A 26640-nucleotide genomic window follows, 5' to 3' on the forward strand; every position below is an offset into this window, starting at 1 on the left:
CCGGCCGCGCCGGGGCCATCTCAGCCTCGCTGGGGGCACCTCCCAGCGGTAGCTGGGGGAGTTTGAGGCGCGGGGTCCGGGGGCGGAGCCCCGAATCCTGGGCCCCGCCCGCCTTGTGCGCCCCGTTGGGCCGGGGACCGCCATTCCAGCCCCGCCGGCGATTGAGGCGCGGGTTCCGGGCCCGGGCCCGGCCGCTGCGCGGAGCCAGACCCCACCCCGCCCCTTCCCGAAACCGGTGGGCGCTGCCCCCGGATCCCCCGCACCGCCGCTGCGCGACGGTCGCCTCAAACGCCGGCGGGGCTGGGTGGGGGCCGCCACGGCGGGTGTGGGCGGGGTAGGCCCGGCAGGGTCGGGCAGGCTGGGTGGGCCCGCCACGGCGGGTGTGGGCGGGGTAGGCCCGGCAGGGGTGGGAGGGCGCGGTCGGGGGAGGGAATTGGCACTCCGCTTGACCGAGTGCTAATCGCCGGAATAGTCTCGGCCCTGGCACTCGCCACCGGTGAGTGCCAACACAGCGACGGGCAGGTCCGGCACCCGCGACGACGGATCCACCTGGTCGCCACCTCAGACAGTTAACCCCGTGAGATCTCCGAAGGGGGAGGTCGGATCGTGACGACCGCCAGCTCCAAGGTTGCCATCAAGCCGCTCGAGGACCGCATCGTGGTCCAGCCGCTGGACGCCGAGCAGACCACGGCCTCTGGCCTGGTCATCCCGGACACTGCGAAGGAGAAGCCCCAGGAGGGCGTCGTCCTCGCCGTGGGCCCGGGCCGCTTCGAGGACGGTCAGCGCCTGCCGCTCGACGTCTCCGTCGGCGACATCGTGCTGTACAGCAAGTACGGCGGCACCGAGGTGAAGTACAGCGGCGAGGAGTACCTCGTCCTCTCGGCTCGCGACGTGCTCGCGATCGTCGAGAAGTAATTCACCCGAGCACCGCACTTAAGCAGATGCTTTGACCTGCGCCCCGGGCCCCAGACCTCCATATCCGGGTGCCCGGGGCGCAGTTCATTTCACCGAAGAGGACAGAACGCTCCCATGGCGAAGATTCTGAAGTTCGACGAGGACGCCCGTCGCGCCCTCGAGCGCGGCGTCAACAAGCTTGCCGACACGGTCAAGGTGACGATCGGCCCCAAGGGCCGCAACGTCGTCATCGACAAGAAGTTCGGCGCCCCCACCATCACCAACGACGGTGTCACGATCGCCCGCGAGGTCGAGATCGACGACCCGTACGAGAACCTGGGCGCCCAGCTCGTGAAGGAGGTGGCGACCAAGACCAACGACATCGCGGGTGACGGCACCACCACCGCCACGGTCCTGGCCCAGGCGCTGGTCCGCGAGGGCCTGCGCAACGTCGCCGCCGGCGCCTCCCCGGCCTCCCTGAAGAAGGGCATCGACGCCGCGGTCAAGGCGGTCTCCGAGGACCTGCTCGCGACCGCCCGTCCGATCGAGGACAAGAGCGACATCGCCGCCGTGGCCGCGCTCTCCGCGCAGGACCAGCAGGTCGGCGAGCTCATCGCCGAGGCCATGGACAAGGTCGGCAAGGACGGTGTCATCACCGTCGAGGAGTCGAACACCTTCGGTCTCGAGCTCGAGTTCACCGAGGGCATGGCCTTCGACAAGGGCTACCTGTCGCCGTACTTCACCACGGACCAGGAGCGCATGGAAGCGGTCCTCGAGGACCCGTACATCCTGATCAACCAGGGCAAGATCTCCTCCATCCAGGACCTCCTGCCGCTGCTCGAGAAGGTCATCCAGGCCGGTGGCTCCAAGCCGCTGCTGATCATCGCCGAGGACGTCGAGGGCGAGGCCCTGTCGACCCTGGTGGTCAACAAGATCCGCGGCACGTTCAACGCCGTCGCCGTCAAGGCCCCCGGCTTCGGTGACCGCCGCAAGGCGATGCTCCAGGACATGGCCACCCTCACCGGTGCCACCGTCATCGCCGAGGAGGTCGGCCTCAAGCTCGACCAGGCCGGTCTGGACGTGCTGGGCTCTGCCCGCCGCGTGACCGTCACCAAGGACGACACCACGATCGTGGACGGCGCCGGTGCCTCCGAGGACGTCCTCGGCCGCGTCAACCAGATCAAGGCCGAGATCGAGGCCACGGACTCCGACTGGGACCGCGAGAAGCTCCAGGAGCGCCTCGCGAAGCTGGCCGGCGGCGTGTGCGTGATCAAGGTCGGCGCCGCCACCGAGGTGGAGCTGAAGGAGAAGAAGCACCGTCTCGAGGACGCCATCTCCGCGACCCGCGCCGCGGTCGAGGAGGGCATCGTCTCCGGTGGTGGCTCCGCTCTGGTGCACGCCGCCAAGGTCCTCGAGGGCAACCTCGGCAAGGACGGCGACGAGGCCACCGGTGTCGCGGTCGTCCGCCGCGCCGTGGTCGAGCCGCTGCGCTGGATCGCCGAGAACGCCGGCCTCGAGGGCTACGTCATCACCTCGAAGGTGGCGGAGCTCGAGAAGGGCCAGGGCTTCAACGCCGCCACCGGCGAGTACGGCGACCTGGTGAAGGCCGGCGTCATCGACCCGGTCAAGGTCACCCGCTCCGCCCTGGAGAACGCCGCCTCCATCGCCTCGCTGCTGCTCACGACCGAGACCCTGGTCGTCGAGAAGCCGGCCGAGGAGGAGGCCGACGCCCACGGTCACGGCCACGGCCACGGCCACAGCCACTGACGCGTCACCGCTTCGACGAGAAGGCCCCCGTCCCGCCGTTCGCACGGCGGGGCGGGGGCCTTCCCGTATGACCGGGCCCGGCCGGGGTCCCGGTACACCTCACATGGCGCCGAGCTGCCGCATCAGGCCCATGGCGTCGTAGTGCCACCAGCCTTCCTTGATCATCCCGTCCTGACATCGGAAGACCGTGGTGCCGGTCATCGTGCAGGACGTGCCGGTCGGCGCGATGCCCATGAACTCGCCCTTGTGCGTGCCGTTCCAGGTCCACAGGGTGGTGACGTAGTCGTCCTGTGCGGTCTGGGCCATCCGCGTGAAGGTGAAGTCGAAGGCGTCGCGCCAGGACCCGACGCCCTCACGGACGCCGGCGTGGCCGGTCCTGGGCTCGGGGTTCGCGATGTCGTGCTCGAGGTAGTCCGCGGCGAAGATCTCCTCGACCACGGACATGTCGCCCTTGACCGCGATCTCGTCGTACATCCGGTTCACCATCATGGCGTTCAGGTGCTCGTCGCGGACCACGTCCAGGTTGGTGAAGGTCGGCATCCCGTCGCACAGGGCCACCATCTCGCGGAACATCCGGTCCGTCTCCGGGAGGTCGGAGTTCTTCATGGCCTCTTCGTACGACGGGAACTCGACCACGTCCACGTAGTGGTTCTCGGCCTCGCGGTCCTTGCCCACCACGCTGTGCGTGACGGTGCGGTGGCCCTGGCTCTGGGCGATGTACCGGTCGAGCAGCTGGTTCAGTTCATCGGCCCGGCTGGTCTTGTAATCGATGATCTGTACGAATGTCATGACGGCTCCCGGGGCTGGATGGGACATGTCCAGTTTAGGGAGGATTCACCCGTTCGGCCGGGCTACCGACCGGTCCTACCGGGAGGTCCTACCGGCCGGTCACTGCGGCCCGTACTTGCGGCCGGTACGGGAGGAGACGCCGCCGAGCAGCCCCCGAGGGGTCAGCTTCACGACCCCCATCAACGCCTTGTAGCGCGGGTCCGGGATCGAGACGGTACGGCCCCGGGCCAGGTCGTCCAGCGCGGCGGCGACCAGCTTGTCCGCGTCCAGCCACATCCAGTTGGGGATGTTGTCCGTGCCCATCCCGGCCCGCTCGTGGAACTCGGTGCGCACGAAGCCGGGGCAGAGCGCCATCATCCGCACCCCGGACCCGGCGAGGTCCCGGGCCGCCCCCTGGGTGAACTGCACGACCCAGGCCTTGCTCGCGCCGTAGGTGCCGCGCGGCACGAAGGCCGCCACCGAGGCGACGTTGACGACCCCGCCGCGGCCGCGCGAGCGCATCGACTCCGTCGCGGCGGAGGTCAGCCGGAGCACCGCCTCGATGTGCACCTTCAGCATCGTCAGCTCGTCGGCCATGGAGACTTCGAGGTAGCGGCCCTTGTTGCCGAAGCCCGCGTTGTTCACCAGCAGGTCCACCGGGTCCTTGCGGTCCCCGAGCCGCTGCTCCACCGCGGCGATCCCGGTCTCCGTGGCCAGGTCCGCGGTCAGCACCTCGGCCTCGATGCCGTGCCGGTCGTGCAGCTCGGTGGCCTGCTCGCGCAGCCGCTTGGTGTCCCGGGCCACCAGCACCAGGTTGTGCCCCTGGGCCGCCAGCTTCCGAGCGAAGGCGGCGCCGATGCCCGCCGTGGATCCCGTGATGAGAGCAGTCGTCATACGGGCAACCTAGCCGCCGCGGGTTTCAGACCGCGGCCCGGCCGTACTTCTCCATGTAGAGGCGTACGGTCTCCTGGCGGCCGGGCTCCATCGCGGCGCCGGCGGCCAGGGTGCGGGGGAGCAGCTGCCGCTCGGTGGTGAAGGCGCGGAACCAGAAGGCCACCGTGACCTCGTGGGCCGGCCGGTGGACGACCTCGATCCGGTCGCCGGGGGAGACCTCGCCCGGCTCGATCACCCGCAGGTAGGCGCCGGGCCGCTGCTCCTGGGTGAAGCGCTTCACCCAGCCGCGCTGGTCCAGCTGGCCCGCGAAGGTGCGGCACGGGATCCGGCCCGAGGCCACTTCGAGGAGCAGTTCCGGTCCGACCCGCCACCGCTCGCCGAGCAGCGCGCCGTTGACGTCCACGCCGGTGGTGGTGAAGTTCTCGCCGAAGGTCCCGGCGGGCAGCTCCCGGCCCAGCCCGCGCTCCCAGTGGTCCAGGTCCTCGCGCGCGTAGGCGTAGACGGCCTGGTGCTCGCCACCGTGGTGGCGCAGGTCGCAGACCGCGTCCCCGGCCAGGCCGCTGCCGCCGGTGCCCTTGGGGCCGGGCGCGGTGACCCGTACCGGACCCGGTACCGGCCGCTTGCCGTGGCCCGTCACCCCGCCGGGGGAGTCGGTGTAGTCGACGGGCACGGCGCGGCCGAGGTTCACGGAGATGAGCTGCATGGAATCACGCTAACCCGCCTGGCCCCCAAGGCGCACACGATTATTCGACCGGTCATCAAAGAAGCCCTTATGCTCAAGGGGTGATCGAAGCACGTCATCTCCGAGTCCTGCGCGCCGTGGCCGCCACCGGCTCCTTCTCCGCCGCCGCCCGCGAGCTGGGCTGCACCCAGCCCGCCGTGAGCCAGCAGATGAAGGCGCTGGAGCAGTCCGCGGGCACCCCGCTGCTGATCCGCACCGGCCGCGAGATGCGGCTGACCCAGGCGGGCGAGGCCCTGGTGCGGCACGCCGCCGGGATCCTGGCCGGGCTGACCGCCGCCGAGGAGGAGGTGGCCGCGATCGCCGGGCTGCGGGCCGGCCGGGTGCGGCTGGTCTCCTTCCCCAGCGGCAGCTCGACCCTGGTCCCCACCGCCCTGGCGGCGATGCGCGAGGACCACCCCGGTACCCGGGTCTCGCTGGTGGAGGCCGAACCGCCGCGCTCGGTGGAGATGCTGCGGGAGGGCGACTGCGACGTGGCGCTGGCCTTCCGCTATTCGGGGGCCGCCGGCGGCGGGCCCGCCGAGTGGGCGGACCTGGTGGTCCGGCCGCTGCTCACGGACCGGCTGATCGGGCTGGTGCCCGAGGGGCACCGGCTGGCCGGGGCGGAGCGGGTGGGGATGGCCGAGCTGGCGGACGAGCCGTGGATCGCGGGCTGCCCGCGCTGCCGCCGCCATCTGGTCGAGGTCTGCGAATCGGCGGGCTTCACCCCCCGGATCGACTTCGCCACCGACGACTACCCGGCCGTGGTGGGCCTGGTGGGCGCCGGGCTGGGCGTGGCGGTGCTGCCCGAGCTGGCCGTGGAGTCGGTACGCACCAAGGCCGCGCGGACCGTGACGGTGGAGCCGGCGGTCGAGCGGGAGGTCGTGGCGCTGACGCTGCCGGACCTGGCCCGGGTACCGGCCGTGGCGGCGATGCTCGACAAGCTGGAGAAGGCCGCGGCCCGCTGACGTGGCGGCCGCCGCGCGCCCCGGAGCACCGGGGCGCGCGGCGGCGCCGTCGACACGCCCGGGCCGCAGGGCGGGTCCCGGTGCTGCCGCGTCGTCGCGGAATCGTTCCTTCAGTGTCTTTCGAACGAGGGTTCTCGTCAGTGGGCGGCGGAGCCGCCGATGCTGGTGGCGGGGATGAGGCGGTGCCGGGCGCGGCCCATCAGCTCCTCCCGTTCGTCCTCGGTCAGGCCTCCCCACACCCCGTAGGGCTCTCGGACGGCGAGTGCGTGCGCGGCGCATTCCGCGCGCACCGGGCATCTCATGCAGACCTCTTTAGCCGAGGCCTCGCGCGCGCTCCGGGCCGCGCCCCGCTCGCCCTCCGGGTGGAAGAAGAGGGAGCTGTCGACTCCCCGGCAGGCGGCCAGCAGCTGCCAGTCCCAGAGGTCGGCGTTCGGTCCGGGGAGGCGGGAGAAATCTGCCATAGCTAGTCCTCTTGAAGCCGGTACTGAGGCGGATACGGTCCAGGTCTCCACATCTACGATCTGAGTAGATGTAAATATGACTCATTGGGAATCTAGCCTCAGACACATGCCGAACGGAAGAAAAGCCGCCAAATAGGGCATAGGTCCAGATGGAGGACAGTCGGCTTGTCGCGCCAGCGCTGTGTTCGCTTCCTCACGTAGAGTGCCGAAGGTGTCCGTCCGACCCGTAACTCTTTCGAGTGACCATCGTTGAGAGTGCGTGGGCGGTTGAACGAAGAAGTTCCCGGACAGGTGTCCGGGGACGTCGACCGCACAGGTGACGATACGTACCAGCCTGGAGGCTCAAGGTGACGCGCATCAGCAGCTGCGGAGGGCGGCCATGACATCCGTCCTCGTCTGCGACGACTCCCCGCTTGCCCGAGAAGCGCTCCGTCGCGCGGTTGCCACCGTGCCCGGCGTCGAGCGTGTGACGACGGCCGCCAACGGCGAGGAAGTCCTCCGCCGCTGGGGTGCCGACCGCTCCGATCTGATTCTGATGGACGTCCGGATGCCCGGCCTCGGCGGTGTCGAGACCGTGCGCCGGCTGCTCTCGGCCGACCCCGGCGCCCGCATCATCATGCTGACGGTCGCCGAGGACCTGGACGGCGTCGCCCTCGCGGTGGCGGCCGGGGCCCGTGGATATCTGCACAAGGACGCCTCGCGCGCCGAGCTCCGGGCCACCGTGACCCAGGCCCTGGCCGACCCCACCTGGCGGCTGGCCCCCCGGCGGCTGCGCTCGGCCGAGATGGGCGCCGCGCCCACCCTCACCGCCCGCGAGATCCAGGTGCTCGAGGGCATGAGCCACGGCCGTTCCAACGCCGAGATCGGCCGTGAGCTGTTCCTTTCCGAGGACACGGTCAAGACGCACGCCCGCCGGCTCTTCAAGAAGCTGGGCGCTTCGGACCGGGCGCACGCCGTGGCACTCGGTTTCCGCTGGGGCCTGGTGCGCTGAGACCGATCTGACCACCGCCCCCTCGACTCCGCCGGATCCGGTGTGCGCGAGGGGGTTGGCGGGGCAGAATCGGGAGGGGCCACCTCCCGGCGGCAGCCGGGGGAGTGTCGCTTCGGACGCGATGCCGCATCCTTGAAGGTGTGCCGCATGCTGGAAATGTGGCGGTCCTTCGGGGACCATTCGGCCGAGCGGGAGGGGAGGGCGCAGATGATGGGGTCCGGCGCGCCTGCTCATAACGCTTCGATGCACGATCCCGACCGGGGTGCCGCGGATGGCGGACAGTCAGTGCACCATGGATTGATGCGCGACGACGAGGCCCTGGGTTCCCCCACGGCCACCGGCCCCGCGGGGGCCCCCAAGCACGGCGCCCCCGGTGCCGTCGGCGCGCTGGTCCGCCGGGCGGTCGAGGGCGACGAGCAGGCGACCCACGACCTGCTGGCCCACGTCCATCCGCTCGCGCTGCGCTACTGCCGCACCCGGCTGTCCCGGCTGCCCGGGGACGCCCGGCACTTCGTCGAGGACCTGGCGCAGGAGGTCTGCGTCGCCGTCCTGATGGCCCTGCCGCGCTACCGGGACACCGGCCGGCCCTTCGAGGCCTTCGTCTTCGCCATCGCCGCGCACAAGGTCGCCGATCTCCAGCGGGCGGCCATGCGGCACCCCGGCAGCACCGCCGTCCCCTCGGACGAGATGCCCGAGCGGCCCGACGACTCCCTCGGCCCCGAGGAGCGGGCGCTGCTCAGCAGCGACGCGGCCTGGGCCAAGAAGCTGCTGGCCAACCTCCCGGAGAACCAGCGCGAACTGCTCGTCCTGCGGGTGGCGGTCGGCCTGACGGCCGAGGAGACCGGCCAGATGCTCGGCATGTCGCCCGGGGCCGTCCGGGTGGCGCAGCACCGCGCGCTGAGCCGGCTGCGGGCGCTCGCGGAGCAGTAGGCCCCGGTGGCTCCGCGCCGCCGGAGCCATAGATCTTGCGATCAAACTTGTAGCAAGGCACGAAAATTGCGGTCGATCTTCGTCGTGGAATGAGACGCCGCGCGATCCCGTTAGCATGGACATCCGCGCCGAGCAAGACCATTGGGAAGGTGTCATGACTGTCAACGCCGACGGAGTGCCCGACAAATTCGCCTCGCTCGGGCTGACCTACGACGACGTGCTGCTGCTTCCCGGCGCGTCGGACATGGCCCCCGACGAGATCGACACCTCCTCCCTGATCTCGCGCAACGTCCGCGTCAACGTCCCGCTGCTCTCCGCGGCCATGGACAAGGTCACCGAGTCCCGGATGGCCATCGCGATGGCGCGCCAGGGCGGCGTCGGCGTCCTGCACCGCAACCTCTCGATCGCCGACCAGGCCAACCAGGTCGACCTGGTCAAGCGCTCCGAGTCGGGCATGGTCACCGACCCGATCACGGTCCACCCGGACGCCACGCTCCGCGAGGCCGACGAGCTCTGCGCGAAGTTCCGCATCTCCGGCGTCCCGGTCACCGACCCGGCCGGCAAGCTGCTCGGCATCGTCACCAACCGCGACATGGCCTTCGAGTCGGACCGCAGCCGCCAGGTGCGCGAGGTCATGACCCCGATGCCGCTGGTCACCGGCAAGGTCGGCATCTCCGGCGTGGACGCCATGGAGCTGCTGCGCCGCCACAAGATCGAGAAGCTGCCGCTGGTCGACGAGGCCGGCATCCTCAAGGGCCTCATCACGGTCAAGGACTTCGTCAAGGCCGAGAAGTACCCCAACGCCGCCAAGGACAAGGACGGCCGCCTGCTGGTCGGCGCCGCGGTCGGCGTCGCCGGTGACGCGTACGAGCGCGCCCAGGCCCTGATCGAGGCGGGCGCCGACTTCATCGTCGTCGACACCGCGCACGGCCACTCCCGGCTGGTCGGCGACATGGTCTCCAAGATCAAGTCGAACTCCGCGGTGGACGTCATCGGCGGCAACGTCGCCACCCGCGACGGCGCCCAGGCGCTCGTCGACGCCGGCTGCGACGGCATCAAGGTCGGCGTCGGCCCCGGCTCCATCTGCACCACCCGCGTGGTCGCCGGCGTCGGCGTCCCGCAGGTGACCGCGATCTACGAGGCCGCCCTGGCGGCCAAGGCCGCGGGCGTGCCGGTCATCGGCGACGGCGGCCTGCAGTACTCCGGCGACATCGCGAAGGCGCTGGTCGCGGGCGCCGACACGGTGATGCTCGGCTCCCTGCTGGCGGGCTGCGAGGAGTCCCCGGGCGAGCTGCTGTTCATCAACGGCAAGCAGTTCAAGTCGTACCGCGGCATGGGCTCGCTGGGCGCCATGCAGACCCGCGGCGACCGCAAGTCCTTCTCCAAGGACCGCTACTTCCAGGAGGGCGTGGGCGGCGACGACAAGCTCATCCCCGAGGGCATCGAGGGCCAGGTGCCCTACCGCGGCCCGCTCTCCGCGGTGGTCCACCAGCTGGTCGGCGGCCTGCGCCAGTCGATGTTCTACGCCGGCGGCCGGACCGTCCCCGAGCTCCAGGAGCGCGGCCGGTTCGTCCGGATCACCTCGGCGGGCCTCAAGGAGAGCCACCCGCACGACATCCAGATGACGGTCGAGGCGCCGAACTACTCCCGCAAGGGCTGACGGCTCCGGCAGCGACCACGAAGGGGCGGACCCGCGAGGCGCGGGGCCGCCCCTTCGGCGTGCGTCCGTACAGCGGTCACCGAAACGCGGCGCCCCGGCCGTCGGGGATACTGGACGGGCAGACCAAGAGGGAAAGGCCACCACACGTGACTGAGATCGAGATCGGGCGCGGCAAGCGCGGCCGCAGGGCGTACGCGTTCGACGACATCGCCATCGTCCCGAGCCGGCGCACCCGGGACCCGAAGGAGGTCTCGATCGCCTGGCAGATCGACGCCTACCGCTTCGAGCTCCCGTTCCTGGCCGCTCCCATGGACTCGGTGGTCTCCCCGCAGACGGCCATCCGGATCGGCGAGCTCGGCGGCCTGGGCGTCCTCAACCTCGAGGGCCTGTGGACGCGCTACGAGGACCCGCAGCCGCTGCTCGACGAGATCGCGGAGCTCGACGAGGACACCGCGACCCGCCGCCTCCAGGAGATCTACGCCGCGCCGATCCAGGCCGACCTGATCGGCCAGCGGATCAAGGAGGTGCGCGACTCGGGCGTCGTGACCGCCGCCGCGCTCTCCCCGCAGCGCACCGCGCAGTTCTCCAAGGCCGTGGTGGACGCCGGGGTCGACATCTTCGTGATCCGCGGCACCACCGTCTCCGCCGAGCACGTCTCCGGCGCCGCCGAGCCGCTGAACCTCAAGCAGTTCATCTACGAGCTCGACGTCCCGGTGATCGTCGGCGGCTGCGCCACCTACACCGCCGCCCTGCACCTGATGCGCACCGGCGCGGCGGGCGTGCTGGTCGGCTTCGGCGGCGGCGCCGCGCACACCACCCGCAACGTCCTGGGCATCCAGGTCCCGATGGCCACCGCGGTGGCCGACGTGGCCGCGGCCCGCCGGGACTACATGGACGAGTCCGGCGGCCGGTACGTGCACGTCATCGCCGACGGCGGCGTGGGCTGGTCCGGCGACCTGCCCAAGGCCATCGCCTGCGGTGCCGACGCCGTGATGATGGGCTCCCCGCTGGCCCGCGCCACCGACGCGCCCGGCAAGGGCAACCACTGGGGCATGGAGGCCGTCCACGAGGACGTGCCGCGCGGCAAGAAGGTCGACCTGGGCACCGTCGGTACCACCGAGGAGATCCTGACCGGCCCGTCGCACAGCCCCGACGGCTCGATGAACCTCTTCGGCGCGCTGCGCCGCTCGATGGCCACCACCGGCTACAGCGAGCTCAAGGAGTTCCAGCGGGTCGAGGTCACCGTCGCGGACTCGCAGCACCGCCGCTGACCCCGTACGCACGCCGGAGGCCCGGTACCCCGTTCCAGGGGTGCCGGGCCTCCGGCGTACGGTCCGCTCAGCGGCGGCCGGCCACCCGGCCGACCTTGAAGGCGGTGAACCCGCCGATGAGGAAGAAGACGAAGTCCATGGCGGTGGCGGTGCCGGTCCAGGCCTCGTTCAGGGTCGGCAGGCCCAGCTCGAGGACGTCCATGGTGGAGTAGCCCAGCTGGTCGGCGTTGGTGATGGCGATGCCGAGGAGCTGACCGGCGTACACCGAGGCCATGGCGAGGACCGCGGCGACCAGCGGAGCCGCCCGGCCCGGGCCGCCGACGCGGCCGGCCACCACGCCGATCAGCGCGCCGAGGAGCACCGCGACGAAGCCGATCTGGTGGTTGATCAGGCCGATCACCCAGCCGTAGAGCCCGGCGGTGGCCAGGGCCGTCACGAGGGTGGCGAGGATGCCGAGCAGCGGGCGGGACGGCCGGGCGGCCGGGGCGGGGGCGGTCGGCGGGGCGAAGGGGGCACCCGGGCCCGGTATGCCGGCGGGCGCGGGCGGTGCCGCGTACACCGGGGGCGCGGGCGGTGCCGCGTACGCCTGGGCCGGGGGCGCGGTCGGGTCGAGGGCCTGGGCGGCGGCCGGGTCGAAGGGCGCGGGAGCGGCGCCGAAGCCGGCCGCCGGGGGCGCCGTCGCCGGGGGGACGTGCGGCGGGTGGTGCGGCTGGTGGTGCTGCGGGGCGTGGTGCGGCTGGTGCGGCGGAACGGGCTCGGACATTGGAGACATCCCCCCAGGAATCTGCGGTCCCCGCGTCCCTCGGACGCGCGTACGACGAAGGTCGCCGAAGGCTAGCAGGGGGCTCGTGGCCCGCAGGAGGGGTTTCCACCGGCCCACAAGGGCCGGTCAGAGCCGGTGCGCCGCCCCCACCGGGGTGGCTCCGCGGGTGTCCAGCAGCAACTGCGCCTTGACCGCCAGGCCTTGGAGGTCGTAGGTGCGGTGGTGCTGGAGCAGGATCGTCAGGTCGGCGTGGGCGGCGGCCTCGTAGAGGGAGTCGGCGCGCGGCACCGGCTGGTCGCGGACCCGCCAGCCGCTCACGTACGGGTCGTGGTAGCTGACCAGCGCGCCCAGGTCGCGCAGCCGGGAGGCGATCTCGCGGGCCGGGGAGCCCTGCTGGTCGGCCAGGTCCGCCTTGTAGGTGACGCCCAGCAGCAGGACCCGGGCGCCGCGGGCCGACTTGCCGTGCTCGTTGAGGAGGGCGGCGCAGCGCTGGATGACGTACTGCGGCATCCGGTTGTTGACCTCCTGGGCCAGGCCGACCATGCGCAGCGGGTGGCCCGGGGTGCGGGCGGGCACCGGCAGGCAGCCGGGGTCGAGCGGGACGCCGTGGCCGCCGACGCCGGGGCCGGGGCGGAAGGCCTGGAAGCCGTACGGCTTCGTCTCGGCGCAGCGGATGACGTCCCAGACGTCCACGCCCAGCTCGTGGCAGAGCACCGCCATCTCGTTGACCAGGGCGATGTTGACGTGCCGGAAGTTGGTCTCCAGCAGGTGGACGGTCTCGGCCTCGCGCAGCCCCCGGGCCCGGACGACCTTGTCGCTCAGCCGGGCGTAGAAGGCGGCGGCGGACTCGGTGCAGGCGGGGGTGAGCCCCCCGATCACCTTGGGGGTGTTGGCGAAGCCGTGGGTGCGGCTGCCCGGGTCGAGCCGGCTGGGGGAGTAGGCGAGGTGGAAGTCGCGGCCGGCCCGCAGCCCGGAGCCCGACTCGAGGATCGGTCGCAGGTGGTCCTCGGTGACCCCGGGGTAGGCGGCGGACTCCAGGATGACCGTGGTGTGCGGGCGCAGCCGGGCGGCCAGCGCCCGGGCCGCCTCGCCGACCGCGGTGAGGTCGAGGGTCTGGTCGGCGCCCAGCGGGGTAGGGGCGCAGATGACGGCGGTGCGGACGCGGCCGAGCTCGGCCGGGTCGGTGGCGACCCGGAAGCCGGCGGCGGACATCCGGCGGATGTCCGCGGCGGTGAGCGTGCTGTCGGTCGCGGGGCCGGTGTCGTAGCCGACCGTCTCGATCCCCGCGGCGACCGCGGCCTGGGCGAGCGGCAGGCCGAGGTGGCCGAGGCCGATGACGGCGAGGTCAGCGGGCATGGGGAGGCCGTCCTTCCATAACCGGAGGTGGCGGGGCGCGCAAGTCCTGTGGACGAAGGGACCTGGCGCTATGTCAGACTAGGCGTATATATGACCGATATGCCGCATTGTGGGATGGTGGCCACGCGTGTGTTGTCCACAGGCAGTGGCCGACCGGTGGACACACGGTCAGAATCGTCGGGGTGGGAAGCGGCGCGTGATCACCCCGACCGACGGGAGGCAGCGGTGAGGACAGCGACTCTGGGACCCGCGCAGCGCGCGGAGGCGCTCGCCCGGATGGCGGAGCGGGAGCTGGACGTGCTCGTGGTCGGCGCGGGGGTGGTCGGCGCCGGGACCGCGCTGGACGCGGCCACCCGGGGCCTGGCCACCGGCCTGGTCGAGGCCCGGGACTGGGCCTCGGGCACCTCCAGCCGCTCCAGCAAGCTCATCCACGGCGGCCTCCGCTATCTGGAGATGCTGGACTTCGCGCTGGTCCGCGAGGCGCTGAAGGAGCGCGGGCTGCTGCTCGAGCGGCTGGCCCCGCACCTGGTCAAGCCGGTGCCGTTCCTCTACCCGCTCCAGCACAAGGGCTGGGAGCGGCTGTACGCCGGCTCGGGCGTGGCGCTGTACGACGCGATGTCGGTCTCCAGCGGGCACGGCCGGGGCCTGCCGGTGCACCGCCACCTCACCCGCAAGCGGGCCCTGCGGGTGGCGCCCTGCCTGCGCAAGGACGCCCTGGTCGGCGCCCTCCAGTACTACGACGCCCAGATGGACGACGCGCGGTACGTCGCGACCCTGGTCCGCACCGCCGCGGCGTACGGCACGCTGGCGGCCAACCGGGCCCGGGTGACCGGCTTCCTGCGCGAGGGCGAGCGGGTGGTCGGGGCGAAGGTGCAGGACGTCGAGGCGGGCGGCGAGTACCTGATCCGCGCCAAGCAGATCGTCAACGCCACCGGCGTGTGGACCGACGACACCCAGGCGCTGATCGGGGAGCGCGGGCAGTTCCACGTCCGGGCGAGCAAGGGCATCCATCTGGTCGTACCCAAGGACCGGATCCACTCCGCCACCGGACTGATCCTGCGGACGGAGAAGTCCGTGCTCTTCGTGATCCCCTGGGGCCGGCACTGGATCGTCGGCACCACCGACACCGACTGGGACCTCGACAAGGCCCACCCGGCCGCCTCCAGCGCGGACATCGACTACCTCCTCGAGCACGTCAACTCCGTGCTGGCCGTCCCGCTGACCCGGGAGGACGTCCAGGGCGTCTACGCGGGCCTGCGGCCCCTGCTGGCCGGCGAGTCGGACGCCACCAGCAAGCTCTCGCGCGAGCACACCGTCGCGCACCCCGCGCCCGGGCTGGTGGTGGTGGCCGGCGGCAAGTACACGACCTACCGGGTGATGGCCAAGGACGCGGTGGACGAGGCGGTGCACGGCCTCGACCAGCGGGTGGCCGACTGCGTCACGGAAGACGTCCCGCTGGTCGGGGCGGAGGGCTACAAGGCCTTGTGGAACGCCCGCGCCCGGATCGCGGCCCGCACCGGACTGCACGTCGCGCGGGTCGAGCATCTGCTCAACCGCTACGGCTCCCTGACGGAGGAACTGCTCGACATGGTGGCGGCCGACCCCTCCCTGGGGCAGCCGCTGGCGGGGGCGGAGGACTACCTGCGCGCGGAGGTCGTCTACGCCGCCTCCCACGAGGGCGCCCGGCACCTCGACGACGTCCTGACCCGGCGGACCCGGATCTCGATCGAGACCTTCGACCGGGGCACCCGCTGCGCCCGGGAGTGCGCGGAGCTGATGGCGCCGGTGCTGGGGTGGGACGCGGGGCAGGTGGACCGGGAGGTCGAGCACTACGAGAAGCGGGTGCAGGCGGAGCGGGAGTCGCAGCGCCAGCCGGACGACCAGACCGCGGACGCGGCCCGGTTGGGGGCGCCGGACATCGTGCCGCTGTAGGGGTGCGGGGGGTGGCCGCCGGGCCGTCGGGTCCCGCGGTTCGCGGTGCCGGTGGGAACCGCGGACCCGGGACACCCGTCCGTGCCGGAGTGAGGAACAATAAGGTTCCTGCCGGGGCGGGTTGCCGTGCGCCCCGGAGAACCGCCGGGGACGCCCGGAGCAGGCGGCACGATCGTTGAGGGGACGCATGTCGAAGCCGGAGCACACCCGCAAGCCGGATGCCCTTGCGGACGGCGTGTCCGACGCCGGTCCGGCCCCCGCGGAACCGCCCCGCCCGGCGGTGCCCGCGCAGAAGTCCGGCGTGCGGTCCGGAGCGGACGCCGGCGCGAAGCCGGGTACGGAAGCCGGGAAGTCCGGCCCGGACGCCGCCGCGGAGCCCGCGGAGGCCCCCGCCGAGGCCGGCGCCCCGGCGGGCTCCGCCGCCGGTGCCACCGGGACCGGTGCGCCCGCGCCCGCCAAGGGCGACGCCGAGTCCGCCGCCCCCGAGCGCGAAGCCGGGTCCGCCGCCCCCAAGCGCGGCGGGGTGCCGCTGGCCAAGCCCAGGGCGGCGGTCGGCGCCAAGTCCGAGGTGGCCGCGCCCGAGTCCGAGGCGGCCGGCACCAAGTCCGGCGCGGCCGGTACCAAGCCCGGGGTGCCGCAGACCGCGTCCGACGCGGCCGGGTCCAGGCCCGAGGCGGCGGCTCCCAAGACGGCGGACGCCGGCGCCAAGCCCGAGGTGGCGAAGACCAAGTCCGAGGCGGGCGGGGGCACGCGCGGCGGCGGGACGGCGGCTCCGCGCGGCGGCGGCGCGTCGGCGGCGGCCGGAGTGCGGGCCCGGGAGGCGCGCGAGCGCGGCGAGGGCGACCTCGAGGGCAGCCTGCTCGCCGGGCGGTACCGGCTGGGCCGGGTGCTCGGCAAGGGCGGCATGGGCACGGTCTGGCGGGCGGTCGACGAGACCCTGGGCCGCACCGTCGCCATCAAGGAACTCCGCTTCTCCTCCGGCGTGGACGAGGACGAGAAGCGCCGCCTGGTCACCCGTACCCTCCGCGAGGCCAAGGCCATCGCGCGGATCCGCAGCGACGGCGCCGTGACCGTCTTCGACGTGGTCGACGACGACGGCCGCCCGTGGATCGTCATGGAGCTCATCGAGGGCGCCTCGCTCGCCGAAGTCATCCGGGAGAAGGGCCCGCTGACGCCCCGCCGGGCGGCCGAGGTCGGTCTCGCCGTGCTCGACGTGCTGCGCGCCGCGCACAGCCAGGGCATCCTGCACCGCGACGTGAAGCCCTCCAACGTCCTGATCGCCGACACCGGCCGGGTCGTCCTGACCGACTTCGGTATCGCGCAGGTCGAGGGCGACCCCTCGGTCACCTCCACCGGCATGCTCGTCGGCGCCCCCTCCTACATCTCGCCCGAGCGGGCCCGCGGCCAGAAGCCCGGCCCGCCGGCCGACATGTGGTCGCTGGGCGGCCTGCTGTACGCGGCCACCGAGGGCACCCCGCCGTACGACAAGGGCTCCGCGCTGGCCACCCTCACCGCGGTGATGACCGAGCCGGTGGACCCGCCGAAGAACGCCGGCCCGCTGCTCACGGACGTCATCTACGGCCTGCTGGACAAGGACCCCGCCACCCGGCTCGACGACCCCGGCGCCCGCACCCTGCTGAACGCCGTCATCGACATGCCCGAGCCCGAGCCGGAGCCGCCGGCCGACGAGACCCGGGTGATCGCGCTGCCGCCGGTCCCGGAGCAGCTGCGCACCCCGGCCGCCCCGGTGCTGCCGGCCACGCCCAAGCAGCCGCTGTTCAAGCCCCGGACCAAGAACAAGCCCCAGAACAAGCCCCAGACCAAGCCCGAGCCGCGGCCCAAGGCGGCGCCGGTGGCCTCCCCGGACCCCGGGCCCCGGCGGCCGGTGGCCGCGCCGCTGACCGACGTGATGTCACGGCAGACCATCGCCCTGGCGATCGTGGCCGTGATCGCGGTCCTCGCGCTCATCGGGGGCGTCATCGCCTGGGCCGTCAGCGGCGACGACGAGCCGACCGGCGGGCAGAGCAAGGGCACCGGGCACTCCGCCGGCCCCACCCCCGCGCGGTCCGCCGGGGGCAGCGCACCGGGCACCACGGGCGGCACCGAGCCGGGTGGCGCGACGGGCGCCACCGGCGACGGCTCCGCGACCGGCTCCCAGGACGGGTCGAAGGACGGCGCGAAGGACGGCTCCCAGGACGGGAGCAAGGACGGGAGCAAGGGCGGCTCCCAGGGCGGCGACGGGACCGGCGGCGCGCTGCCCGCCGGATACGCCACCGTCACCGACGCGCGCTTCCACTTCTCCATGGCCCTGCCCGCGGACTTCTCCCGCAACGCGGTCGCCGGCCGCAACTCCGGCGGCATATACAACCGCGACGGCGGCTACCCGCGGGTCCAGGTCGACTACAACAAGAACCCCACGGACGACGCCAAGCTGGCCTGGGCCGAACTGGCCATGGCCGTCCGGGCCCAGAGCAACGGCTACAAGCAGCTCGGCCTCAAGGTCATGAACTACCGGAACTACCCCACCACCGCGGACTGGGAGTTCGAGCGCACCGAGCACGGCGTGCGGATGCGGGTGCTCAACCGCGGCTTCAAGGTCGACGCCACGCACGGCTACGCCATCATGATCACCTGCCCGTCGGCCGAGTGGGACGGCGCGGAGTGCACCACCCTGCGGGACACCGCCTTCGGCACGTTCAAGCCGCTCGACTGACCGGATCCGTTCCCCGCCCCTCCCACCGGCGCCCGCCCGCCCGGCAATTGACCGGCTGACCTCGCCGGACCCCGCGACGCGAGGGGACCGCGCGACGTATCGTGAGGGAGCGGTGACGGGGGAACGGCACTAGGGGGTAGGCGTCGTGGAGGAGTACGCGGGAAGGGTGCTCGCCGACCGCTACCGTCTGCCGCTGCCCCCTTCCGACGCGTACGAGCTGGTCGAGACCCGGGCCTTCGACACCCACAGCGGGCAGGAAGTGCTGGTCCGGCAGGTGCCGTTGCCGGAGGTCGTGGACGCCGAGCTGCTGGAGGCGGACGGGCGGGCGGTCCCGCCGGCGCCCCGCGGGGCGACCCGGCGGCCCGCGGACCCGGGCGTGCGGCGGGCGATCGAGGCCGCCCAGGCGGCCGCCCGGATACCCGACCACCCGCGGCTGGACCAGGTCTTCGACGTCTTCGCCGAGGGCGGCTCGCTCTGGATCGTGAGCGAACTGGTCGTCGCCCGGCCGCTGGCGGCGCTGATAGCGGACCGCCCGATGAACCCCTACCGCGCGGCCGAGGTCGCCTCCGACGTGCTGACCGCGCTGCGGGTGCTGCACGCGCACGGCTGGACCCACCGCAACATCACCGTCCGGACCGTGCTGGTCTGCGAGGACGGCCGGGTCGTCCTCACCGGCCTCGCCGCCGGCGCCGCGGAGGAGGCCCTCTGCGGCTACGACCCGGTCCCGCCGGCGGACCCGTCCCCGGCCCCGCCGCCGGAGCCCGCCGGCGCCCCGCCCGCGGCCCGCGGTCCGCGCCCCGCGGGCGCCCCGGGCCGTGCGGCGGCGCTGCCGCCGGGCCGTACCCCGGTCCAGCCGGGCCGCGGGTCCGCACCGGGCGCGTCGTACGACCCGGGCACGGGCGCCTGGCCGGCACAGGGTTCCCCCGCTGCGGACTCCGCCCCTGGCGGCGGGGACACCGGTGTGCTGCCGGGTGCCTGGCCGGAGCAGGTGCCGGCGCAGGGTCCGGGTGCCGCGGAGTCCGGTCGTGGCGGCGGGGACACGGGGGTGCTGCCGGGTTCCTGGCCGGACCAGGGGTCCGGTGACGCGCATGCCGGCAGGGACGGCGCAGGCGGGCTGCCGGAGGCCCGGCCGGGACCGGGCTCCGGTCGTGCGGGCGGGCCGCCGGGGGCCGGGCAGGGGCCCGGAGCCGGGCCGGCCGGGGCCCCGGGCCAGGTGCCCGGGCAGGCCGCGGCGGCCCAGGCGCCCACCGTGGCGCCGGGCTACGCGACCCCCGGCGGGGCCGACCTCAAGGCGACCGCCCGGGCCGGGGCCATCGCCGCCTACCGGGCGGGCACCCAGGCCGCGGCCACCCGCCGGATCGCCGCCCCCGAACCGCCGCGCCCCCAGGGCTCCAACCTCCCGCAGGGCTACTCGTACCCGTACGGCGGCGGCCCCGACGACCGGCCGGCCGCGCCCGCCCCCTGGCACGGCGCGACCCCGCGCAGCCTGCCGCCCGGCCCGGCCGCCCAGCCGTCCCCCGACGGGGCGGGGCCGGCCGGCGGGGTCGCCCCGGCTACGGCCGGGGAGGCCGGACGGGGGCCGGAGCGGGCGGGGTTGCCGGCGTTGCCCGCGCGGCCCGCGTTGCCGCAGGGGTACGCACCGGCCGCCGGTCCGCCGGGGTCCGGAGCCGCCGGGCCCGGCCGGGGCGAGGCCCGGCCCGGGCCGTACGACGCCCCCGGCGGAGCCCCCCGTACCGACCGCGGGCCGGGCGCCGGGCCGGCCAACGGCCATGGCACCGGCGATGGGCAGCGCGCCGGCCGGCCCGCCGGAGTCCCGGGCCAGGGCCGGGCCGCGGGCCACGCAGAAGCGCCCGGCCACGGGGAAGCACCCGCCCAAGCCACCGCCGGCGGTACCGCACGTCCCGCCCCCGCCGCCGTCACCCCGCTCGCCGCCGAGCGGGCCCGGCAGACGCGGATCAACGTGGTCGGCGCGGTGACCGAGCGGTGGGCGCCGGAGCAGGCCGTCGCGGTGCACGAGAACTGGCAGTTGGCGGCGCCGGTCGGGCCCGCGACCGACCTGTGGGCGCTGGGCGCGCTGCTGTACCGGGCCGTCCAGGGCCACGCCCCCTACCCCGAGGACAGCGCCGCCGAACTGGTCGAGCTGGTCTGCTCCGAGCCGCCCGCCTTCGCCGAGGAGTGCGGCCCGCTGCGCCCGGTCGTGGAGTCCCTGCTGCGTCAGGACCCCACCGAGCGACCCGACTTCGAGGAGCTGCGCGGCTGGCTGCGCTCGCTGGTGCGGTCCGCGCCCGAGCCGGACGCGGGCGTCCGCGCGGTGCCGCTGCCCGCGCCGGACGCCACCAAGCTGCCGATCGTCCGCCGCCGCGGCGAGCTGGTGCGGCGCCGCCGGGCGGCCCGCGAGGCCGCCGCCGCGCAGCACGGCCGGCACCGGCAGGCCCCGCCCCCCAAGTCCCCCCGCGCGCCCAAGGAACGGCGCCCGCCCAAGGAGCCCCGTACCAGGGAGCCCAGGGAGGCCAAGGCGCCCAGGCCGGCCCGCCCGGCCGCCGCGCCCCGCCGGCCGGCCCGGTCCCTGGGCCGCACCCTGCTGCTGGCGGTGCTGCTGGTGATGGCCGGGTTCGTCGGGTACGCCCTGGTCTTCATGCCCAAGTCCGAGCCCACCGCCAAGGACGTGGGTCCGGCGGCCACCCCGCAGCAGGCCCCGGCCTCCTCGGCGCCGCCGGCCCGTCCCAGCCCCGCGCCCTCGCCGAAGCAGTCGGGTTCGGGTACCCAGCCGCAGACCACCGCCCCGGCCACGCCCGCCGATCCGGGCGCCGGATACACCGTCAGCAAGGACACCGAGGGCTTCGAGGTGGCGGTCCCCAAGGGCTGGCAGCGGCGGCCGCTCAACGACAGCGGCCAGGTCCGCTACTCCGACGGCGACTACGAGCTGATCGTCGTACCGGGCCGCGATCCGGCGGCCGGTGCCGGGGACCCACTCGGCTACCAGCGGGACAAGGAGCGCGAGCTGGAACCGGTCCGCAGCAGCAGCTGGGGCAGCCAGACCGGGGTCCGGGAAATCACCGTCGGCAGCCGGAAGATGGCCGAAGGGCAGTACTCGTGGACCGACGGCAGCGGACGCTCCGTGTACGCCCGCAACCGCGTCTACGTCTCCGGTGGCCGGTACCACGTCCTGCTGGTCATCGGACCGGACTCCGGACGCGACAAGGTCACCGAGATCTACGAGCGGGCCACGGCCAGTTACCGGGTCACGCGCTAAGCCGACAGTTCCGTCACAGTGCGGTCTCGCAGGCCCTTCGTGGTACCCCGGCGGCGACTTCGCTCCGTAATCTGACCCCGAAGGCACAGAGCGGCGGGAATTCGTGGAACACAGGACAGGCGCGGGCTCGGTACTGGCGGGCCGTTACCGGCTCGGCGAGCCCATCGGCAGCGGTGGCATGGGCAAGGTCTGGCGCGCGCACGACGAACTGCTGCACCGGATCGTGGCCGTCAAGGAACTGACGGCGGGTCTGTACGTCGCGGAGGCCGACCGGGCCGTGCTGGTCGAGCGGACCCGCAAGGAGGCCCGGGCCGCCGCCCGGATCCAGCACCCGGCCGTGGTCACCGTCCACGACGTCCTCGAACACGACGACCGGCCCTGGATCGTGATGGAGTACGTCGACGGTCCCTCGCTCGCCGACGCGGCCAAGGCGGCCGGCCACATCGACCCGCGCGAGGCCGCCCGGATCGGCCTGCACGTCCTCGGCGCGCTGCGGGCCGCCCACGCGGTCGGCGTGCTGCACCGGGACGTCAAGCCGGGCAACGTCCTGCTGGCCAAGGACGGCCGGGTGCTGCTCACGGACTTCGGCATCGCGGCGATCGAGGGCGACTCCTCCATCACCCGGACCGGTGAACTGGTCGGCTCCATCGACTACCTGGCCCCCGAGCGGGTCACCGGCGGCGCTCCCGACCCGGCCTCCGACCTGTGGTCGCTGGGCGCCACCCTGTACACGGCCGTCGAGGCCCGGTCGCCGTTCCGCCGTACCTCGCCGATCTCCAGCCTGGCGGCCGTGGTCAACGACGAGCCGCCGCCGCCCCGGCAGGCCGGCGCGCTGGGCCCGGTCATCGCGGCCCTGCTGCGCAAGGAGCCGGGGGAGCGGCCGGGCGCGGCCGAGGCCGAGCGGATGCTGCTGGAGGCGATGGAGGGCCGCGAGCCGCGGTCGGCGCACGCGTACGTGCCCACCCAGCGGGTCACGGTCGGACCGCCGGCCGAGCCGGGCGGCACGGCCCGGCTGCCCGAGGGGCACGAGTTCGTCCGCGAGGGCGCGCCGGCTCCGGCGGTCCCGGGGCCGGGCGGGCGGGGGCGCGGCCGGGGCCGGTCCGGTGCCGAGGGCGGCCGGATCCGGCGGGTGGCGGTGGTGGCCCTGGTGGCCGCGCTGGTCGGCGGCGGGGTGGCCTTCGCGGCCCTCAAGTACGCCGACGGCCGGGACCGGGACGCCGGCCAGGACGGCCGCGACGCCAAGGGCGGCGGCACCCCGGTGACCACCACGGACGGCCCGGCGCAGGGCGCGGTGCCGGCCGGCTGGCGGCGGGTCACCGACCCGGCGGGCTTCACGCTGGCCGTGCCGGTGGGCTGGAAGCGGCGGATGGACGGCGACCAGATCGACTACACCCCCGACAACGGCAAGCACCGGATCCGGCTGAGCAGCGACACCACGCCCGACTTCGAGAACCCGTACCTGCACGTGCTGGACGTGGAGAACACGGTCAGGACCCGGCTGCCGCAGTACCGGCGGATCACCGCCCCGCACCCGAACACCTTCCGCGGGCAGACGGACGCGGCGATCTGGGAGTTCTCCTGGCTGGAGCGGAAGGACCACCCGGGTCCGCGGCGGGCCATCGACCAGATGTACGTGGCCGAGGACGGCACCGAGTACGCGCTCTACATGTCCGGCCCGGAGAAGGACTGGGACACCACCCGGGACCAGTTCGACATCGTCCTGAGGTACTGGCAGCCGCGCTGACGGCCGCCCCGGAGGGCCGCTGAGCAGGGGCTTCCACGGGGGTGCGGCCGGTACGCGCCAGTGAATGCTGGCAGCGTAGGCAAAATATGGTTACCGGCGGGTACCCAAAGGCGGGCGATCGTCATACGCTCACCGCCATGACGGACTCGCAGGCCCCGGCCCCCACCAATCCCGTGGCACCCACACCGGCAGGCGTTCGCACCGCAGCCGACGTCGTCACCCCCGATCTGGTCGCCCGCCTCACCCGCGGTGTGGCCGGCTCCGGTCGGACCGCGAACCACACCCCCTTCACCGGGGAGAAGCTGGCCGACCTGCCCGAGTCCACCCCCGAGGACGTGGCCGGGGCCTTCGACCGGGCCCGCGCCGCGCAGCCCGCCTGGGCCGCGCTGCCGGCCCGCGCCCGGGCCGCGGTCCTGCTCCGCTTCCACGACCTGGTCCTGGCCCGCCAGGCCGAGGTGCTGGACCTCATCCAGCTGGAGACCGGCAAGGCCCGGCTGCACGCCCACGAAGAGGTCCAGGCGGTGGCCGTCGCGGCCCGCCACTACGGCCGCAAGGCCCCGGCGTACCTGCGCCCCAAGGGCCACGCCGGCGCCATGCCCACCCTCACCAAGGTCACCGAGCTGCGCCAGCCGCGCGGCGTGGTCGGCCAGATCGCGCCCTGGAACTACCCGCTGGAGCTGTCGGTCGGCGACGCGCTGCCCGCCTTCGTCGCCGGCAACGCCGTGGTGATGAAGCCGGACACCGAGACCGCGCTGACCGCGCTGTGGGCCCGGGACCTGCTGATCGAGGCCGGGCTGCCCGCCGAGGTCTTCCAGGTGGTGCTGGGCGAGGGCCCGGTGGTCGGCCCCGAGGTGGTCCGGCACGCCGACTACGTCTCCTTCACCGGCTCCACCCGTACCGGCCGGGAGGTCGCGCAGGGCGCCGCCGCCCGGCTGGTCGGCGTCTCCCTCGAGCTCGGCGGCAAGAACGCCATGCTCGTCCTGCGCGACGCGGACGTCGAGAAGGCCGCCGCGGGCGCCGTGCGGGCCTGCTTCTCCTCCGCCGGCCAGCTCTGCATCTCCATCGAGCGGCTGTACGTCCACGCCTCGATCGCGGACGAGTTCACCGCCCGCTTCGCGGCCCGCACCAAGGCCATGCGGCTGGGCAGCGCCCTCGCCTACGGCGCGGACATGGGCTCCCTGGTGGGCGAGCGCCAGCTGGAGACCGTCCGCCGGCACGTCGACGAGGCCGTCGAGAAGGGCGCCAAGCTGGTCGCCGGCGGCGTCGCCCGGCCGGACATCGGCCCGCTCTTCTACGAGCCCACCATCCTCGACGGGGTCGAGGCCCCGATGGCGGTCTGCGCCGAGGAGACCTTCGGCCCGGTCGTCTCGATCTACCGCTTCACGGACGAGGACGAGGCGATCGCGCAGGCCAACGCGACGCCCTACGGCCTCAACGCCAGCGTGTGGACCAAGGACGCCAGGCGCGGGCACCAGGTCGCCGCCCGGCTGCGCACCGGCACCGTCAACATCAACGAGGGCTACGCCCCCGCCTACGGCAGCGTCCAGTCGCCCATGGGCGGCATGAAGGACTCCGGCCTCGGCCGCCGGCACGGCTCCGAGGGCATCCTCAAGTACACCGAGGCCCAGACCGTGGCGCACCAGCGGCTGCTGCCGATGGCGCCCTCGCTGGGCATGTCCGACGACGCGTACGCCGCCTTCATGACCCGCAGCCTGCGGGTCATGAAGGCGCTGCGGATGCGATAGGGGGCCGTGATGGACGACGGGTACGACTACGACGTCATCGTCATCGGATCGGGCTTCGGCGGCTCGGTCTCGGCCCTGCGGCTGACGGAGAAGGGCTACCGGGTCGGCGTGCTGGAGGCCGGCCGGCGCTTCACCCGCGAGACCCTGCCCAAGAACTCCTGGGACCTGCGCAACTACCTGTGGGCGCCGGCCCTCGGCCTGTACGGCATCCAGCGCATCCACCTGCTGGGCAACGTCATGGTGCTGGCCGGCGCCGGGGTCGGCGGCGGCTCGCTCAACTACGCCAACACCCTCTACGTCCCGCCGCCGGCCTTCTTCCAGGACCGCCAGTGGTCCTCGATCACCGACTGGCAGGAGGAGCTGGCCCCGTACTACGACCAGGCCAAGCGGATGCTCGGGGTCCGGCTCAACCCGACCATGACCCCCTCGGACGTCCACCTGAAGGCCGCCGCCGAGAAGATGGGCGTGGGCGACAGCTTCCACATGGCTCCGGTCGGCGTGTTCTTCGGCGACGGCGAGGACGCCGAGGGCCAGCCGAAGGTGCGGCCCGGCGCGGAGGTGCCCGACCCGTACTTCGGCGGCGCGGGCCCCGCCCGCAAGGCCTGCACCGAGTGCGGGGAGTGCATGACCGGCTGCCGGCACGGCGCGAAGAACACCCTCAACGAGAACTACCTGCACCTGGCGGAGAAGGCCGGGGCTCAGATCCGCCCCATGACCACCGTCACCGCGCTCTCCGAGCACCCCGAGGGCGGCTACCGGGTCCGCACCGTCCCCACCGACGACCGCCGCAAGGGCGCGGCGCAGGTGCTGCGCGCCCGGTACGTGGTCGTCGCGGCGGGGACGTACGGCACCCAGACCCTGCTGCACGCGATGAAGGACCGGGGCGAGCTGCCCCGGCTGTCGCAGCGGCTGGGCGAGCTGACCCGGACCAACTCGGAGGGCCTGGTCGGCGCGCAGACCGACGACCGCCGCTACCGCCGCAAGCACGGCGGGCCGGCGGACTTCACCCGGGGCGTGGCGATCACCTCCTCGGTGCACCCCAACGCCGACACGCACATCGAGCCGGTGCGCTACGGCAAGGGCTCCAACGCCATGGGCTTCATGACGGTCCTCCAGGTGCCGTACCACAAGCACCGGGTGGCGGCCTGGTTCGGGCGGACCGCCAAGCACCCGCTGCAGATGCTGCGCTCGCTCTCGAACCGGCGCTGGTCGGAGCGGACCATCATCGGCCTGGTGATGCAGTCCCTGGACAACTCCCTGACCACCTACCGCAAGCCGGGCGGGATCGGGAAGGGCCTGCTCACCGCCCGGCAGGGGCACGGCGCCCCGAACCCGACCCAGATCGCGGAGGCGACACAGGCCGCGACCCTGCTCGCCGAGGAGATCAACGGCTTCCCGGGCAGCAACGTGGGCGAGCTGATGGGCACCCCGCTGACCGCGCACTTCCTGGGCGGCTGCCCGATCGGCGGCTCGGCCGCGGAGGGCGTGGTCGACCCCTACCACCGGCTGTACGGGCACCCGGGGATCTCGGTGGTCGACGGTTCGGCGGTCTCCGCGAACCTCGGCGTCAACCCGTCGCTGACCATCACGGCGCAGGCGGAGCGCGCGATGTCCTTCTGGCCCAACAAGGGCGAGGCGGACCGGCGGCCGGAGCAGGGCGGGGAGTACGTCCGGCTGGCCGCGGTGGAGCCGGCCGCGCCGGCCGTGCCGAAGGAGGCCTTCGGGGCGCTGCGGCTGCCCTTCCTGGCCGTACCCGAGGTCCCCAAGCGCGCCGAGGGTGCCGAGTAGGGCCCCTGCGGACGACGAAAGGGG

Annotated in this window: 19 protein-coding genes; 13 read left to right on the forward strand and 6 right to left on the reverse strand. The window is 73.7% G+C overall.

The annotated features are described in order from the left end of the window. Positions 1–606 precede the first annotated feature (606 nt). Together groES and groL are read left to right on the forward strand one after the other, a co-directional pair. Positions 607–915 carry a co-chaperone GroES gene (gene groES / locus AB0O40_RS21620; RefSeq protein WP_030230757.1) on the forward strand — a complete coding sequence of 103 codons (309 nt, stop codon included), beginning with the start codon at positions 607–609 and terminating at the stop codon, positions 913–915. Positions 916–1029: 114 nt separating this feature from the next. Then, the gene (gene groL, locus AB0O40_RS21625; protein ID WP_365043952.1) at positions 1030–2661 is read left to right on the forward strand and encodes a chaperonin GroEL; all 1632 of its coding nucleotides are present in this window, start codon (positions 1030–1032) and stop codon (positions 2659–2661) included. Positions 2662–2760: 99 nt separating this feature from the next. Here groL and AB0O40_RS21630 read toward each other — a convergent pair whose 3' ends face one another. The 3 genes from AB0O40_RS21630 to AB0O40_RS21640 all read right to left on the reverse strand — a co-directional run bounded on the left by AB0O40_RS21630 (position 2761) and on the right by AB0O40_RS21640 (position 5026). Continuing rightward, entirely contained in the window at positions 2761–3450 is a 690-nt protein-coding gene (locus AB0O40_RS21630; protein ID WP_365043955.1) for an ester cyclase, read from the reverse strand. Between the two features lie 99 nt (positions 3451–3549). Further along, a complete protein-coding gene (locus AB0O40_RS21635) occupies positions 3550–4323 on the reverse strand; it encodes an SDR family oxidoreductase (RefSeq protein ID WP_365043958.1) in 774 nt (257 codons plus the stop codon). Positions 4324–4348: 25 nt separating this feature from the next. After that, positions 4349–5026, reverse strand: a complete 678-nt coding sequence (locus tag AB0O40_RS21640) for an MOSC domain-containing protein (RefSeq protein WP_365043961.1) — start codon at positions 5024–5026, stop codon at positions 4349–4351. Between the two features lie 80 nt (positions 5027–5106). On the opposite strand from AB0O40_RS21640, the gene AB0O40_RS21645 reads away from it, so the two are divergent. Further along, the gene (locus tag AB0O40_RS21645) at positions 5107–6009 is read left to right on the forward strand and encodes a LysR family transcriptional regulator (protein WP_365043964.1); all 903 of its coding nucleotides are present in this window, start codon (positions 5107–5109) and stop codon (positions 6007–6009) included. A gap of 137 nt (positions 6010–6146) precedes the next feature. Here the strand turns inward: AB0O40_RS21645 and AB0O40_RS21650 are convergent, their stop codons facing one another. Then, complete coding sequence (locus AB0O40_RS21650; protein ID WP_365043967.1) at positions 6147–6470, reverse strand: WhiB family transcriptional regulator; 324 nt, start codon at positions 6468–6470, stop codon at positions 6147–6149. Between the two features lie 379 nt (positions 6471–6849). Between AB0O40_RS21650 and AB0O40_RS21655 the strand changes: the two genes are divergently transcribed. From AB0O40_RS21655 to AB0O40_RS21670, 4 genes are all read left to right on the forward strand, one after another. Next, positions 6850–7461 (forward strand): response regulator transcription factor, encoded by a 612-nt coding sequence (locus AB0O40_RS21655; protein ID WP_003948568.1) that lies wholly within the window; start codon positions 6850–6852, stop codon positions 7459–7461. 300 nt (positions 7462–7761) lie between these two features. Beyond that, entirely contained in the window at positions 7762–8391 is a 630-nt protein-coding gene (locus tag AB0O40_RS21660) for a sigma-70 family RNA polymerase sigma factor (RefSeq protein ID WP_365043970.1), read from the forward strand. A 154-nt stretch (positions 8392–8545) separates the two neighbouring features. Continuing rightward, the gene (gene guaB, locus AB0O40_RS21665) at positions 8546–10051 is read left to right on the forward strand and encodes an IMP dehydrogenase (protein ID WP_365043973.1); all 1506 of its coding nucleotides are present in this window, start codon (positions 8546–8548) and stop codon (positions 10049–10051) included. A gap of 146 nt (positions 10052–10197) precedes the next feature. Then, positions 10198–11322: a GuaB3 family IMP dehydrogenase-related protein gene (locus tag AB0O40_RS21670; protein ID WP_365043975.1), complete on the forward strand. Its 1125-nt coding sequence runs from the start codon at positions 10198–10200 to the stop codon at positions 11320–11322. A 67-nt stretch (positions 11323–11389) separates the two neighbouring features. On the opposite strand, the gene AB0O40_RS21675 is transcribed toward AB0O40_RS21670, so the two are convergent. Both AB0O40_RS21675 and AB0O40_RS21680 read right to left on the reverse strand, forming a co-directional pair. Then, positions 11390–12085, reverse strand: a complete 696-nt coding sequence (locus AB0O40_RS21675) for a hypothetical protein (protein WP_365043978.1) — start codon at positions 12083–12085, stop codon at positions 11390–11392. 126 nt (positions 12086–12211) lie between these two features. After that, complete coding sequence (locus AB0O40_RS21680; RefSeq protein ID WP_365043981.1) at positions 12212–13441, reverse strand: nucleotide sugar dehydrogenase; 1230 nt, start codon at positions 13439–13441, stop codon at positions 12212–12214. A 225-nt stretch (positions 13442–13666) separates the two neighbouring features. Here AB0O40_RS21680 and AB0O40_RS21685 point away from each other — a divergent pair, with 225 nt between their 5' ends. The 6 genes from AB0O40_RS21685 (at position 13667) to AB0O40_RS21710 (ending at position 26616) form a co-directional block, all read left to right on the forward strand. Next, the gene (locus AB0O40_RS21685; RefSeq protein ID WP_365043984.1) at positions 13667–15373 is read left to right on the forward strand and encodes a glycerol-3-phosphate dehydrogenase/oxidase; all 1707 of its coding nucleotides are present in this window, start codon (positions 13667–13669) and stop codon (positions 15371–15373) included. 187 nt (positions 15374–15560) lie between these two features. Continuing rightward, on the forward strand, positions 15561–18086 hold the full coding sequence (locus AB0O40_RS21690) for a protein kinase (protein WP_365043987.1): 2526 nt from the start codon (positions 15561–15563) through the stop codon (positions 18084–18086). 145 nt (positions 18087–18231) lie between these two features. After that, positions 18232–21339 (forward strand): serine/threonine protein kinase, encoded by a 3108-nt coding sequence (locus tag AB0O40_RS21695; protein WP_365043990.1) that lies wholly within the window; start codon positions 18232–18234, stop codon positions 21337–21339. A 103-nt stretch (positions 21340–21442) separates the two neighbouring features. Further along, positions 21443–23083 (forward strand): serine/threonine-protein kinase, encoded by a 1641-nt coding sequence (locus AB0O40_RS21700; protein WP_365043993.1) that lies wholly within the window; start codon positions 21443–21445, stop codon positions 23081–23083. A 137-nt stretch (positions 23084–23220) separates the two neighbouring features. Further along, complete coding sequence (locus AB0O40_RS21705) at positions 23221–24828, forward strand: succinic semialdehyde dehydrogenase (protein WP_365043996.1); 1608 nt, start codon at positions 23221–23223, stop codon at positions 24826–24828. A 9-nt stretch (positions 24829–24837) separates the two neighbouring features. After that, positions 24838–26616, forward strand: coding sequence for a GMC family oxidoreductase (locus AB0O40_RS21710; protein ID WP_365044000.1), 1779 nt, complete (start codon positions 24838–24840; stop codon positions 26614–26616). Positions 26617–26640 lie beyond the last annotated feature (24 nt).

Source organism: Streptomyces sp. NPDC089919 (assembly GCF_040684615.1).
Taxonomy (GTDB): domain Bacteria; phylum Actinomycetota; class Actinomycetes; order Streptomycetales; family Streptomycetaceae; genus Streptomyces.

Bases quoted from the DNA above. Each gene is read 5' to 3' on its own strand.
- groL (WP_365043952.1), top strand. From the start codon at position 1,030: ATGGCGAAGATTCTGAAGTTCGACGAGGACGCCCGTCGCGCCCTCGAG.
- AB0O40_RS21630 (WP_365043955.1), bottom strand. From the start codon at position 3,450: ATGACATTCGTACAGATCATCGATTACAAGACCAGCCGGGCCGATGAA.
- AB0O40_RS21635 (WP_365043958.1), bottom strand. From the start codon at position 4,323: ATGACGACTGCTCTCATCACGGGATCCACGGCGGGCATCGGCGCCGCC.
- AB0O40_RS21640 (WP_365043961.1), bottom strand. From the start codon at position 5,026: ATGCAGCTCATCTCCGTGAACCTCGGCCGCGCCGTGCCCGTCGACTAC.
- AB0O40_RS21650 (WP_365043967.1), bottom strand. From the start codon at position 6,470: ATGGCAGATTTCTCCCGCCTCCCCGGACCGAACGCCGACCTCTGGGAC.
- AB0O40_RS21655 (WP_003948568.1), top strand. From the start codon at position 6,850: ATGACATCCGTCCTCGTCTGCGACGACTCCCCGCTTGCCCGAGAAGCG.
- AB0O40_RS21660 (WP_365043970.1), top strand. From the start codon at position 7,762: ATGCGCGACGACGAGGCCCTGGGTTCCCCCACGGCCACCGGCCCCGCG.
- guaB (WP_365043973.1), top strand. From the start codon at position 8,546: ATGACTGTCAACGCCGACGGAGTGCCCGACAAATTCGCCTCGCTCGGG.
- AB0O40_RS21675 (WP_365043978.1), bottom strand. From the start codon at position 12,085: ATGTCCGAGCCCGTTCCGCCGCACCAGCCGCACCACGCCCCGCAGCAC.
- AB0O40_RS21680 (WP_365043981.1), bottom strand. From the start codon at position 13,441: ATGCCCGCTGACCTCGCCGTCATCGGCCTCGGCCACCTCGGCCTGCCG.
- AB0O40_RS21690 (WP_365043987.1), top strand. From the start codon at position 15,561: ATGTCGAAGCCGGAGCACACCCGCAAGCCGGATGCCCTTGCGGACGGC.
- AB0O40_RS21705 (WP_365043996.1), top strand. From the start codon at position 23,221: ATGACGGACTCGCAGGCCCCGGCCCCCACCAATCCCGTGGCACCCACA.
- AB0O40_RS21710 (WP_365044000.1), top strand. From the start codon at position 24,838: ATGGACGACGGGTACGACTACGACGTCATCGTCATCGGATCGGGCTTC.